We start from the raw sequence: 14,812 nt of genomic DNA, 5'->3' as shown, positions 1-14,812 counted from the left end.
AAAGTCAGGAGGAAATCATAATGATTTTTAATAAAGAGTCGGATTTTGAAGAAGCTTTGATTAAAATCCTCTCTGAAAACGGCTGGGAGAAAGAAGTTCTTAAGAACTGTTCCGAACAGGATTTGCTTCAAAATTGGGCTGATATTCTGTTTGAAAACAACAGAGATATCGACAGATTAAATGATTATCCTCTGACAGACAGTGAAATGCAGCAAATTTTGGAACAGATAGAGGAGCTGAGAACACCGTTAAAGTTAAGCGGTTTTATCAACGGTAAAAGCGTATCAATAGTAAGAGATAACCCCGATGATAAATTGCACTTCGGAAAAGAGGTAAGTTTAAAAATATATGACCGTCAGGAAATTGCCGCAGGTCAAAGCAGATATCAGATTTCAAGACAACCTAAGTTCCGCACGGAATCGAAAATGTTAAATGACCGCAGAGGTGATTTAATGCTCCTAATCAACGGTATGCCGGTAATTCACATAGAACTGAAAAAAAGCGGAATACCCGTAAGTCAGGCGTGTCATCAAATTGAAAAATATTCACATGAGGGCGTCTTTGGCGGACTTTTCTCATTGGTTCAAATTTTTGTTGCAATGGAGCCGGATGAAACTGTTTACTTTGCCAACCCGGGACCTGACGGTGATTTTAATCCCGACTATTACTTTCACTGGGGCGATTTTAACAATGAGCCCATAAATAAGTGGGATAAGATTGCTTCTACTCTTTTGTCCATACCAATGGCGCATCAGCTTATCGGTTTTTATACGATTGCGGATGACTCGGACGGAATATTAAAGGTAATGCGGAGTTATCAGTATTTTGCCGCAAGCGCAATTTCCGATAAGGTGGCTAAAGCAAAGTGGGAAGATAAGAATCAGCTCGGTGGATATATTTGGCATACGACAGGATCCGGCAAAACAATGACCAGCTTTAAGTCTGCACAGCTTATTGCCGGTTCAAAGGATGCCGATAAGGTGATATTTCTTATGGACAGAATTGAGCTCGGTACACAGTCTTTGAAGGAATATCGGGGATTTGCCGAGGAAAATGAATCTGTTCAGGCTACGGAAAACACAAATGTACTTATTAATAAACTCAAAAGCAGCGATCCCGCAGATACACTCATCGTAACTTCTATTCAGAAAATGAGTAATATCAAACTTGAAACGGGAGGACTGAACTCCCGCGACATTGAAATTATGGGGGATAAACGGATTGTATTTATTGTGGACGAAGCTCACCGTTCTACTTTTGGGGATATGCTGATTACAATTAAGAATACATTTTCCAAGGCTATGTTTTTCGGTTTTACCGGTACACCCATACAGGTTGAAAACCAAAAGAAGAACAATACAACAAGTACCGTATTCGGTAACGAATTGCACAGGTACAGCATAGCTGACGGAATAAGGGATAAGAATGTTCTCGGATTTGACCCTTACAAAGTATTAACCTTCAAAGACAGAGATGTCCGTAAAGTTGTTGCATTGGAGAAAGCGAAGGCACAGACAGAGGAGGAAGCGATCTCCGATCCCGAAAAAAGTAAAATTTATTATAAATATATGAACTCTGATTACATAGGAATGGCGGGACATGATGATATCAGCGGCAAGTATATAAAAGGTATTGAAGATTACATTCCAAACTCGCAATATGAGACAAAGGAACACACGGTAACTGTTGTGAAAGACATTATTGAAAATTGGGTAAGGTTAAGTCATAACAGCAAATTTCATGCAATATTTGCAACAAGCAGTATTACCGAAGCGATTAATTACTATCGTCTGTTTAAGAATATTAAACCGGAACTTAAGGTGACGGCTTTATTTGATCCGAATATTGATAATAATAAAGGTGTGCAATTTAAAGAAGACGGGCTCGTTGAAATAATTACGGATTACAATGAAAAATATAATCAGAGTTTTACGATTCCCACATTCCACAAAATGAAAAAGGATATTGCGGCACGTCTTGCCCATAAGAAGCCATACGTAAGAATTGCAAATGAACCGGAAATGCAGATCGACCTTCTTATTGTCGTCGATCAAATGCTTACGGGTTTTGATTCAAAATGGATTAATACCCTTTATTTGGATAAGGTGCTTCAATATGAAAATCTTATTCAGGCGTTTTCCCGTACGAATCGTTTATTTGGATTCGATAAACCTTTCGGAACGATTCGTTATTACCGTAAGCCTCATACTATGGAAAGAAATATTGATTCTGCCGTTAAGCTGTATTCCGGGGACAGACCGCTTGGATTGTTCGTTCAACATCTTACGGAAAACCTGAAACAGATGAATGAACTTTTTGAAAATATCTCAGAGTTGTTTACGAATTCGGGAATTAAAAACTTTGAGAGACTTCCTTCCGATGTTTTTGTTTGCAGAAAATTCGCAAAGGACTTCAACGTTTTTGATAAATGTCTGGAAGCGGCTAAAATACAGGGATTTAAATGGGATAAATTGTTTTATGCTGATGAAGAGACAGGTGAAATAACACATTTGTCCCTTGATGAAAACACATATTTAACATTGGTTCTAAGATATAAGGAATTACCGTCACTCTCCGGAAGCGGCGATGCGGCAGACGATGTTCCTTATGATCTTGTAGGGCATATAACCGAGATTGATACGGGTAAAATTAATTCGGATTATATGAACTCACGTTTTGAAAAATATATTAAGTTATTGAACAGTGAAGGTACAACACAAGAAGCATTGGAACGGGTTGAAACGGAATTGCATAAAACATTTGCCGCTCTTTCAAGGGAAGAACAGAATTATGCCGATATTTTTCTGCATGATATTCAAAGAGGGGATGTCAAAGCAGAAGACGGTAAAACTTTGAGAGATTATATAAACGAATATATGTCAAAAGCAAAAAGCGATCAGATTCATCAGGTTTCGGTGGTTTTGGGCGTAAATGAAGATATGCTCAGAAATATAATGAGCTTGAAGTTAAATGAAAAGAACATTAATGAATTCGGAAGATATGATGAATTAAAAAAGACCGTTGATAAAACAAAAGCAAAAGCGTACTTTGAAAAGATTGAAGGGGCTAAAGTGATACCTCCCAAAGTTAATATTAAAGTTGACAGATTACTTCGTGAATTTATCCTTGAAGGAGGTTGTGAAATTCCTATGCCTGCCGATGATAAATAACGGGTGCTTGATGAGTCGGGAAGTCCCCGGCTCTTTTTTATTGACGGAGGACGGAAATGTTAATCTTAATCTTAATCTCTGCAGCCTTATACCCTTCATCGGTGTGTTTTATTATGGGAGGAAAATATGCCGTATAATGCAGATAAAATGGATTTATTTTACGATTATTACGCTCAATGGATTAAGATTTATAAAGACGGAGCAATCAGAAAAGTAACGATGGATAAGTATTTACTCACTCTTACATGGATTAAAAGATTGGCTCCCGATTTAAAAATATGTGAACTTACAAGAATTACTTATCAAAAGCTCTTAAATGATTATGCCGAGCTGCACGAGAGACAGACGACGATGGATTTTCATCATCAACTTAAGGGAGCCGTATTGGATGCCGTTGATGAGGGACTTATTGAAAGAGATCCAACAAGAAAGGCAATAATTAAAGGGAAAAAGCCGAGAGAGAAAAAAATCAGGTATCTGAATCAATTTGAGTTGCACAGACTTTTATCGGATTTGGAACTGGGTCAGACGTTGAACTGGGACTGGTTTATTTTATTGGTTGCAAAAACAGGTATGAGATTTTCGGAGGCATTGGCAATAACGCCTAAAGATTTTGATTTTTCAAAGCAGTCATTATCAATAAGCAAGACTTGGGATTATAAAGGAAACACCGGATTTATGCCGACAAAAAATCAATCATCGGTCAGAAGAATACAAATTGACTGGCAGCTTATTATTCAATTCTCAACACTGGTAAAGGATTTGCCGGAAGATGAGCCGATATTTGCCGGAGGGAAGGTCTATAATTCAACGGTTAACGACATTCTGGCAAGACACTGTGAAAGGGCGGGGATACCTGTCATTGCCATACACGGATTAAGGCATACACATGCGTCACTGCTTTTGTTTGCTGGAGTATCCATTGCAAGTGTCGCACGGAGACTTGGGCACTCAAGCATGACCACAACGCAAAAAACATATCTTCATATTATTAAGGAACTTGAAAATAAGGATGTGGATTTGGTAATGCGCTCATTGTCAAGTTTGAATTGAGAACAGAGGTCAGAGCCGATGAAGGGTGATAAGGCTTTTAGTTTTCTATGACCTTAAACGGTAAAACATACTTTGCGTTCATACAAACCGTAAGAAAATATTGTGCAACATTATAATCTATACAACATAAAAACAATGTTTCTTTATATGTATGAGATATAGTTATATTATTAACATAAACAAATCAAAAGCTGAAGGAGGTAAATATGTTAGAAGTTGGAACAAAGGCGCCGGATTTTACGCTTCCGGACCAGAACGGAGATATGCATTCCATATCCGATTACAGAGGGAAAAAAGTTGTTTTATATTTTTATCCGAAGGACAGTACGGCCGGATGTACTAAGCAGGCATGCGGATTTGCGGAGAGAATGCCTCAATTTACGGAAAAGGGTGCCGTAATAATAGGTATAAGTAAGGACAGCGTGGCTTCCCACAAGAGATTTGAAACAAAATACGAACTTCCGTTTACAATTCTCTCGGATGAGGACACGAAAGTTAATCAGCTTTATGATGTGTGGAAAGAGAAAAAGATGGCGGGAAGAACATACATGGGTACTGTTCGCACAACGTATTTAATTAATGAAGAAGGCATAATTGTCAAAGCCTTTGACAAGGTAAAAGCGGCAGATAATCCCGAGCAGATGTTAAACGAGATATAACAGGGGATTTTATGAAGATAGTAGTTTCACCCGCCAAGAAAATGAAACCGGATGAATATATCGATGCAAAAATGACTGTTCCGGTATTTGCGGACAGAGCGGCGGCAATAATAAACCATATGAAAAGTCTTTCATATGAGGAGCTGAAGAGTATATGGAAATGCAATGATGCAATAGCACATGATGCGTACGATATGATTATAAACGCTGATTTTAATAATGTGATGCCCGCAATTTACGCATACGACGGAATAGCATATAAATATATGGCTCCCTCCGTATTTGAATATAAAGAGTGCGAATATATACAAAATAACCTGAGAATTCTTTCGGGAGTTTACGGGATCTTAAAACCTTTCGACGGAGTTGTCAGATACAGATTGGAAATGCAGGCAAAAATTTCATTATTTGACTGTAAAAACCTGTATGATTACTGGTCTGATGCCATATATAAAGAGTTGACATTTAATGACGATATTATTATTAATCTCGCTTCAAAAGAGTATTCGAAATGTGTGGAGAACTGTCTTGAGGACGATAAAACATTTATCACATGTATATTCGGTGAGTTGTGTGACGGTAAAATATCTCAAAAAGGAGTATATGCCAAAATGGCAAGAGGCGAGATGGTCAGATATCTTGCCGTTAATGATATAAATGACACGGAGAGCATAAAGAACTTTAACGGTTTGGGGTATGAATTCAGCGGAAAACACTCAGACGCCGATACATTTGTATTCATAAAATAATATTATTTGACAGTAGCAATTAATAGACCTATACTGAAAAAACTGAAGTTATGACTTTGGTACGAATATTTTAGACTTCATTAATAAACATTTGATATAAATGTTAAATATTATTATGTAATACGATGTTATAATCAGCAAAGGATTACCCATAAGCAATCATTGCGAAACTGAAGAGGTTACTATGAACAGCAGGATAGATGTAATAACAGATATCAGAGGATTTAACAGATTCTACACTAATATGCTCGGTCTTATGAATGCTAATATCGGTAGTTTCAATTATTCTCTTACGGAAGCGAGAATAATTTATGAGATAAGCAAAACGGAAAAGTGCAGTGCCAATCAGCTTTCGAATATACTCAGGATAGATACCGGATATTTAAGCAGAACACTTAAAAAGCTTGAAACCGAAGGTATACTTGAGAGACATTCAAAAGAAGATGACGCAAGGATAAATGAGATATCACTCACGGAAAAAGGTCACGGTTTGTTCGAACGTATGAATGAGGATTCCAATATACAGATAGCGTCCCTCATCGAACCGCTGACGGATGATGAATGTCGGGAGATTTCTAAGGCCTGCGATACCATAAAGAGGTATTTTACAAAAGCAATCAATAAAGTAAACATCAGACTGTCTGACAGAAGTGATTCGGATATAGAGTACATAATTGACAGACAGCTTTCCATATATGCGGCTGAGAGACATTTTACGTCCGAAATATGGAAAAATTATCTTATCGGCGGCGTTCACAATCTTGTCGATAATTTCGATGAGAATAAAGACAGTATTATGATTTTGGAATGCAACGGCATAAAATCCGGATGTATTGCGGTAACACATTTAGACGATGATACCGCTCAGCTGAGATACTTCTTTATAGAACCTGAACTCAGAGGTATAGGCGCGGGAAGAAAGATGTTTACTTCGGCAATCGAATTTTGTAAAAAAACCGGTTATAAAAAAGCAATCTTATGGACAGTAAGCGCACAGGAAACTGCCAGAAGAATGTATGGCATGTTTGGCTTTAAAGTAATAGAAGAAAAGAAGAACGAAGACTGGGGTTGTCCTGTTCTTGAAGAATGTTGGGAGCTTGACTTAACGAAGTGATGCTCGTTTGAAAGGAGTATATATGGGGTCATTTGATATGACGTTATTGTTAATGCTTTTGATTCCCTCTGCAGTGTGTATCGCAATAGGAATAATAATTCAAATTGCATTCAGAAACAGGAAAAACAAACCTGCAGCGGGTCCTGTATTAACGATGAGCGGAATATTATTTGCCATATTGTCGTTGGTTATAATATTTACATTAAAATTTTGATAATAAAACTGCTGCATTTACATTTAATGCGGCAGTTTTTGTTTTATATAATAATGAAATGTAAGCTGTAATTAAAAATGCTTTTGAAGAAATCAGTGAGAAGAATATGAATAATACAGAAAACAATATTAATCCTTTATTCAGAATAGAGAATGTCAATAAAATTATTATCCCGTCGGTTATACAGGACGATTTATGCAGTTTCTTAACGGAAAAACTGGATAAAGCGGGATTTTATTACAGAATAACCTACAGGGTAAAAAGCAACGATTCCATTCTCAATAAGTTAATTACAAAGGATTACGGCAGGGACGGTTCGGAATATCGTGACAAAAAGTTACAGGATCTGATAGGAATACGAATAATACTCTATTTCGGTGATGATATCAACGCCGTAAAGAGTCTTTTGGATACGCTTTTTGCAAGTGAGGGAGAGTGGGAAACCACGGATGCTTCGGTGTATGAATTCAGAGCGAGAAAAGTAAACGGAATATTTAAGATTCCGGAATATTTAAGTAAATTAATTATTAATCCTTCACTGGGGGACTATATTGACGATACATTTGAAATACAGCTTCGTACAAACGCTTTTGAGGGATGGCATGAAATAGAGCACGATTTGCACTATAAGGCATCAGTGTTTCATGAAGAAAATTCAGATTTATTCAGACGAATGAACTCAATACTTGCAACTCTGGAACTTTGTGACGATTCTATCGTTACATTATTGGAAGACTTGGGGCATTATCATTACAAAATGAAAAACTGGGAAGAAATGGTAAGGTGCCATTACAGAATAAAGTTTACGAATGAGCCCATAAGTCCCGAACTTGTGGATTATTTCAATAAAAACGTAAATATTGCAAAGCAAATATTTAAATTTGACAGATTTAAAGTATTGGAAGAATTGTGGAACACAAACTCGGATACTGATGTCGATCATACCGTCAATTCAGTCGTACGAATAGTCAACAGCCTTGAAATTAAATCGGATGAAATTGCGGAGATATTTAACAATTTAGATAAAAACAAAAAGCAAAAAAATCAGAAAAAACACTTTGAGCCGTTTAAGGAACTTACGGAATATCCGGCATTTGCATCTAAGGTAGAACTCAATATTTTAAACGATTCGGTGGAAGATACATTTAAGAAGGCGGCAGGGTATATTTATTCATGGATAAAGTCAAGATTTAAAAACATATTCAGAAATATGCCGGAACTACCGAAATCATATAAAGCATGGAAGCCGGGATACAGAGTCGACGTTCATTATGATGAAGAAAAATGCGAAATTATGGAGATAACGACACATCCGGACAATGTTGTACCCGAAAGAGAGTGGATATCAAGAGCGTATGTGAAAAGGGTGGGCGACAGACTGGAATTTGCCGTAACTAACCATATGGCGGAACAAAACAGTTTTAACCATACGGCATTTAATCACGGTTTATTCAGCAGACCTAATTTTTACGGAGAAATAGCGGATAATATAGGAATTATTGACGGAGCAAGATTAAAGCAGAGCGGCAGAACGGCCGATAAGACCAATATAGAGGATCTTTACGAGCTTGTGGATAATTCCGACAGAATATTGCCTGTCATTGTATTTTTTTCGACGGACAGGGAATGGATTAATAACTTTGACGTAGATTATTTTTCTTTCCTGGTAGGATATTATTCCCATGTAAGATTAATAAAAGACAATGATACTGCGGTTGAGTTTGCTGCAAAGTACAATCTTGATATAGATAAATATAAGAATTCCGTAGTGGTGTTTTACCGAAATAAAGAGCCTCAAATCGCATATGAAAATGATATTCTCGGAGCCAAATACGAAGTTATTAAAATGGATACAAAGAGATATTGGAACGAAACGGGAATGAGGGCTTACAGAAGAAGACTGATTGCAAGCATAAGAGAAAATATTTTGGATATGTATGAAAACGGATGGGGGAAGGGTAAAATATTCCGCTCCTCTCTTATAGGGGTTGAACTGCCTCAGAGCGAAATGACTTTCGATATGCAGGAACCGGAAGGCGAATTATGGGATTCCTGTGATAAATTCGGAAATGTAATCAGGCGGAGAGCAATCGCCAGAGCAGATGCGGACAATATTCCGAAGGGAATGTTTCACAGAGTTGTAAGCGTTTATACCGTTACCCGAACCGGAAAAGTTCTTATAACCAAGCGTTCGCAGGGAAAAAGGCATCCGGGACTGTGGGAAGTCACATGCGGTTCCGTACTGGCGGGAGAAGAAGTAAGGGAAGGCGCCGTAAGAGAATTATACGATGAAACAGGACTTAAATGCTCTGCGGGAGATTTGAATGCTCTCTATGTATATACAGACAATAAAAGAAGAGCCGTGTATTTTTCGTTTATTTATATAATTCCTAATGAATCAGTAAGAATTAAATTACAACCGGACGAAACGGAAGATTACAGGTTTATTACATCGGATGAGTTCGATAAATTGGCTGACAGCGCCGAATTCAGCGTATCTGAGGGAGAGAGATATAAGTTGTTCAGAAACATAATAAAAAATAATTTTCGAAAAATTCAATAAAACATATTGCACTTATATAAATAGTAGGTTATTATATAGGCAACTTAAATTTCAGAAAAAAATTATGTAATAGAAAGAATAACTTTTGGAGGTACCATTATGGGACATATTTATGAATCTGCAACAGAACTTATCGGTAATACACCTATCGTAAACTTCAGCGCATTGGTAAAGGATGCGGGAGTGGAAGGAAAACTTCTTGCAAAAATGGAATATTTCAATCCTACGGGAAGCGTTAAAGACAGAATCGCCCTCAGCATGATTAAGGCTGCCGAGGAGAGCGGAGCTCTTCAGCCGGGCGGAACAATTATTGAACCTACATCCGGTAATACTGGTATCGGTCTTGCATCTATTGCAGCGGCTAAAGGATACAAACTTATTATCGTAATGCCTGAGACAATGTCGGTTGAAAGAAGAAACATTATCAAATCATACGGTGCCGAAATTGTCCTTACGGACGGAAGCAAGGGAATGAGCGGCGCCATAGCAAAGGCAAATGAACTTCATGAAGAAATCAAAGGAAGCTTTGTTCCGGGTCAGTTCTCAAATGCAGCCAATCCGGAAGCTCATTACAAAACAACAGGTCCTGAGATCTGGAATGACACAGAAGGACATCTTGATGCATTTTTAGCCGGCGTAGGTACGGGCGGTACTGTTTCCGGTACCGGAAAGTTCTTAAAGGAGCAGAATGCGGATATTAAGGTAATAGCCATGGAACCTGCTTCATCTCCTGTATTAAGCGAAGGCAAGAGCGGTCCTCACATGATTCAGGGAATAGGTGCCGGATTTGTACCTGATACTCTTGATAAGAATGTATATGATGAAGTAGTAACCGTAACAAATGAAGATGCAATCAATACAGCTAAAAATATTGCCAAGACGGAGGGCCTTTCGGTGGGTATTTCGGCAGGGGCTGCAGTAAGCGCGGCTCTTGAGTGGTTAAAGAAAAATCCGGGAAAGACTATCGTTGCATTATTACCGGACAGCGGAGACAGATATTACTCAACAGCATTATTTAAAGACTGATACTTCTTTTGCGTTAACACAATGACGCATATTTAAACGCAAATCGGATATATGAAACACAAAATCTGATATCTGAACGTAAACATCCTTTTAAAAACATCTCAATAACATATTCTAAAGCTAAACAAATTAAGCCCTTACATGTATGATATGCAATAATCCCGGCGATATCATAACGTAAGGGCTTTTTGTCGTATTGACGAGGGTATTGACGAGGGTATTGACATTTTGTTGTAATGATATATATTATAACATTACAACAAAATGTCAGAACAAGGGGGAAATGTGAAATGAAATTTCCGGTAGTATTTACGGGACACGGAAGTCCGATGCTTGCAATAGAAGACAACAACATGACAGAAGAAATGGCAGAAATAGGCAGACATATTTTGGAGAAGTACGGAAAGCCTAAGGGAATATTGTCAATCTCGGCTCATTGGTACAGAAATAAAACATATATTCAGAGTGCGGAAGCTCCTGAACAGATCTATGATATGTACGGATTTCCTGAGGAGCTCTATCAACTTAAATATCCGGTAAAAGGAAATAAAGAACTTACGGACAGAGTTTCGGATATTTTAGGATCGTCGGTTTCCGTTAATGATGAGTGGGGAATAGACCACGGAACATGGGCGGTTCTTGTGCATATGTTCCCTGAACATGACATACCTGTTGTTCAGCTTTCGGTAAACGGATATATAACTCCTGAAGAGAACTATGATATAGGCAGGAAACTTTCTGCTTTGCGTGAAGAGGGATATTTGATTTTTGCAAGCGGTAATGTAGTTCATAATCTGATGAGAATAAAATGGGACAGTGATGACGGAACCAAGCAGACTCATATGTTCAATGATTATATTGTCGATGCAGTGGTTAACGGAGATACGAAAAAGGTAATCAATTACAAAGAAGGTCCTTATCCTATATATGCAGCTCCGACTCCGGAACATTTTCTTCCGTTGATTTATGCATTAGGCGCCGCAAACGGAGATCCCGTAAAAGTATTCAATAATGTATGTACTCAGGGATCCATTGCCATGACAGGCTTTATTTGGGAATAAAATTATTATTAAATGAAAAACAGCCGTAATCCCGGATATGGGATAAAATGTACATGTACGTCGGAATGATTATTACCGTATTTACAATGTACATTTTAATGTACGGCTGTTTTTATATTATTTAATTTTCTTATAATCGGCACATAACTTGTTAAAAGGATAATTAAGCCGGTGACGAACCGTATTATACAGAGAGTTCCATGGCTTCCTGTTTAATAATAAAATGATTTTTCTTAAAATCTATCAAGCCTTCTTTTTTCATTTTGCCAAGTTCATTGGACAAAGCACTTCTTTCAACATTTAAATATCCGGCTAGCTGTTCTCTGTCAAACGGAATATTAAATTCATTTGCACCGTTTTTTATAACCTGATAAGAGAGGTACGATATAAGCTTTCCCCTTATTGATTTATGAGAAGTGTGAAGACTTCTCCTTGAAAGCGACAGATTGCTGTTGGCGATTATATTCAGCAAATTCGATACAAGTCTGCTGTGAAACTGACATGACGCGGAACATACATAGACGGTTTTATTTACATCAATGAAAAGCATTTCCACGTCAGAGTCCGCAATTACATTTACAATGAGCGGTTCGTTCGGTGTAAATGAATAACTTACGGCTACAACTTCTCCGGTTGAAGATCTGCCGAATACATTTCTGTTGCCGAGCAAATCATAAGCTTCCACATTCACGTTACCGGATAATATAACTCCGATTTCATCTATTATCTCACCGGCATTAAATATAAAATCTCCTTTCTTATACTTTTGAACATGCCATTTTAAGCATGGCAAAAGATGTTTTATTTCATCAGGAGATATACCTTCGAATATTTTCAATGTAGACAAAAAAGAATAATCCATAGCGCCTCCTTAAAAATTTAAAACAAATTTTACAAATGTTGTTAAAACAACATACTAATATCGTTCACTATAATACTATTACGACACAATAACAACAATAATGATGAAAAGAGTTACGGGGGTAATAACTATGGAAAATAAGATGTTCTGTTACCAATGTCAGGAAACAGCCGGATGTAAAGGATGTACACAGGTAGGTGTATGCGGAAAGCTTCCTGATGTTGCCAATATGCAGGACTTACTTGTATATGTAACAAAGGGTATCGCAGAAGTTGCTACGGCTCTCAGAGCAGAAGGTAAAACAGTGGCAAAGGAGATCAACGCTCTTGTCACATATAACTTATTTGTGACAATTACAAATGCAAACTTTGATAAGGAAGCAATTATAAGAGATGTTGAAACAACTCTTGAAGAAAAGTCCAAGCTTCTTGCACAGCTTTCAAACAAAGAAGGTTTATCGGATGCCGCAAACTGGGACGGAAACATGGACGAATATGAAGCTAAGGCAAAGACGGTAGGCGTTCTTGCAGAGCAGAATGAAGACATTCGTTCTCTTAAGGAACTTATCACTTACGGTTTAAAGGGACTTGCGGCATACGAGCATCATGCAAACATGGTCGGACGTTTCAATGATGAGACAGATGAATTTATACAGTCTGCGCTTGCGGAAACGTTAAAGGATAAGTCAGTGGATGAACTTATTGCGCTCACACTTGAAACAGGTAAATACGGCGTAAACGGAATGGCTGATCTTGACGCGGGTAATACGGGTAAATACGGCAATCCTGAATTAACAAAGGTAAATATCGGAGTAGGTAAAAATCCTGGTATCCTCATCTCGGGTCATGATTTAAATGATTTAGAGCAGTTATTGGAGCAGACAAAGGGAACAGGCGTTGATGTATATACACATTCAGAGATGCTTCCTGCACATTACTACCCTAAATTTAAGGAATATGACAACCTTGTAGGAAACTACGGTAATGCATGGTGGCAGCAGAAAGAGGAATTTGAGAGTTTTAACGGACCTATCCTCTTTACAACAAACTGTATTGTACCGCCAAGAGACAGTTATAAGGACAGAATTTATACAACAGGTGCGGCAGGATTCCCGGGATGCGGCCACATTACCGCAGATGAGAACGGTAAAAAGGACTTTTCCGCAATCATAGAGCATGCAAAGAAATGTGCTCCTCCTAAGGAAATCGAGACAGGTGAAATTGTCGGTGGTTTTGCTCATAATCAGGTATTTGCACTTGCAGACACTGTTGTGGACGCCGTAAAGAGCGGAGCTATTAAGAAGTTCTTTGTAATGGCAGGATGTGACGGAAGAAGTAAGGACAGAAACTATTATACGGAATTTGCAAAAGCCCTTCCAAAGGATACTGTTATCCTCACAGCCGGCTGTGCTAAATACAGATACAATAAGCTTGATCTCGGAGATATCGGCGGAATTCCTAGAGTATTGGATGCAGGACAGTGTAATGATTCATACTCACTTGCACTTATTGCACTTAAGCTTAAGGAAATATTCGAGCTTGAAGACGTAAATGAACTTCCTATCGTATACAACATCGCGTGGTATGAGCAGAAGGCTGTTATTGTTCTTCTTGCACTTCTTTACCTCGGTGTAAAGAATATTCATTTAGGACCTACACTTCCTGCTTTCCTTTCTCCTAATGTGGCAAATGTTCTTGTTGAGAACTTCGGAATTGCGGGAATAGGAACAGTGGAAGATGATATGAAGCTCTTTTTAGGTGCGTAATTCAACAATCGGTACATTCACCCCGTGCACGTAAAACGGAATAGATGTAAATATACGCATACTGACAGATAATATAAATTATTTATTAAACAAATTTGGATAATTGTACACGTAAATTAAAAGTATAAAATACATACTTTCTTAGTATATGTATATGGCACCGTGGAAGTCTAAATATAAAACCACGGTGTATATAACAGCATAAAACTAATAAACGCACAAAATTTAATAATTACAAACAACAATCAAAATTTAAAATATACAAACTCTTATATACATATAACAACAAAAATAAATCAGGCCGTTGCGCTCTCACTCTCAAAGATATAAGCGCAGCGGCTTTTTACTGTAATAACGATAAGCGGAGAAAAAGTTATTTTTAAAATTACTGAATATTACGGGTAAAAAAAGAAATTACAAAACTTTCCTCATTGTAAATATGCCCGAAAATGCAGATAATCACAGAGGAGAAGCAATATTTTTTACATGTAAAAAAATATAATTGAAAAATATTTTAAAAAAGTTGTTGACATTGTAAATTCATATTGTTATTATAACTAAGCCGTCGCAAGCGAG

At 37.6% G+C, this 14,812-nt stretch carries 11 protein-coding genes; 10 read left to right on the top strand and 1 reads right to left on the bottom strand.

The genetic code is table 11. The features are described from left to right. The first annotated feature begins 20 nt into the window (after positions 1-20). From ACYQ1N_RS00055 to ygiD, 9 genes are all read left to right on the top strand, one after another. Positions 21-3,170, top strand: a complete 3,150-nt coding sequence (locus ACYQ1N_RS00055) for a type I restriction endonuclease subunit R (RefSeq protein ID WP_459831228.1) — start codon at positions 21-23, stop codon at positions 3,168-3,170. 126 nt (positions 3,171-3,296) lie between these two features. Further along, on the top strand, positions 3,297-4,223 hold the full coding sequence (locus ACYQ1N_RS00050) for a site-specific integrase (RefSeq protein WP_459831226.1): 927 nt from the start codon (positions 3,297-3,299) through the stop codon (positions 4,221-4,223). 206 nt (positions 4,224-4,429) lie between these two features. Then, positions 4,430-4,882: a thioredoxin-dependent thiol peroxidase gene (gene bcp, locus ACYQ1N_RS00045; RefSeq protein ID WP_459831223.1), complete on the top strand. Its 453-nt coding sequence runs from the start codon at positions 4,430-4,432 to the stop codon at positions 4,880-4,882. A gap of 11 nt (positions 4,883-4,893) precedes the next feature. Next, positions 4,894-5,631, top strand: a complete 738-nt coding sequence (yaaA, locus tag ACYQ1N_RS00040) for a peroxide stress protein YaaA (RefSeq protein WP_459831220.1) — start codon at positions 4,894-4,896, stop codon at positions 5,629-5,631. A 184-nt stretch (positions 5,632-5,815) separates the two neighbouring features. Then, positions 5,816-6,745, top strand: coding sequence for a bifunctional helix-turn-helix transcriptional regulator/GNAT family N-acetyltransferase (locus ACYQ1N_RS00035; RefSeq protein ID WP_459831218.1), 930 nt, complete (start codon positions 5,816-5,818; stop codon positions 6,743-6,745). 22 nt (positions 6,746-6,767) lie between these two features. Next, the gene (locus tag ACYQ1N_RS00030) at positions 6,768-6,959 is read left to right on the top strand and encodes a hypothetical protein (protein WP_459831215.1); all 192 of its coding nucleotides are present in this window, start codon (positions 6,768-6,770) and stop codon (positions 6,957-6,959) included. Between the two features lie 106 nt (positions 6,960-7,065). Next, positions 7,066-9,522, top strand: coding sequence for an NUDIX domain-containing protein (locus ACYQ1N_RS00025; RefSeq protein WP_459831213.1), 2,457 nt, complete (start codon positions 7,066-7,068; stop codon positions 9,520-9,522). A 99-nt stretch (positions 9,523-9,621) separates the two neighbouring features. Then, a complete protein-coding gene (gene cysK, locus ACYQ1N_RS00020) occupies positions 9,622-10,548 on the top strand; it encodes a cysteine synthase A (RefSeq protein ID WP_459831210.1) in 927 nt (308 codons plus the stop codon). A gap of 290 nt (positions 10,549-10,838) precedes the next feature. Continuing rightward, positions 10,839-11,609 carry a 4,5-DOPA-extradiol-dioxygenase gene (gene ygiD, locus ACYQ1N_RS00015; protein WP_459831207.1) on the top strand — a complete coding sequence of 257 codons (771 nt, stop codon included), beginning with the start codon at positions 10,839-10,841 and terminating at the stop codon, positions 11,607-11,609. 184 nt (positions 11,610-11,793) lie between these two features. Here the strand turns inward: ygiD and ACYQ1N_RS00010 are convergent, their stop codons facing one another. Further along, entirely contained in the window at positions 11,794-12,471 is a 678-nt protein-coding gene (locus ACYQ1N_RS00010) for a Crp/Fnr family transcriptional regulator (protein WP_459831205.1), read from the bottom strand. Between the two features lie 130 nt (positions 12,472-12,601). Here ACYQ1N_RS00010 and hcp point away from each other — a divergent pair, with 130 nt between their 5' ends. Next, positions 12,602-14,236, top strand: a complete 1,635-nt coding sequence (gene hcp, locus ACYQ1N_RS00005) for a hydroxylamine reductase (RefSeq protein ID WP_459831202.1) — start codon at positions 12,602-12,604, stop codon at positions 14,234-14,236. The last annotated feature ends 576 nt before the right edge of the window (positions 14,237-14,812 follow it).

This window comes from Howardella ureilytica (assembly GCF_054657495.1).
This window is presented reverse-complemented; position numbering and strand designations above follow the sequence as displayed.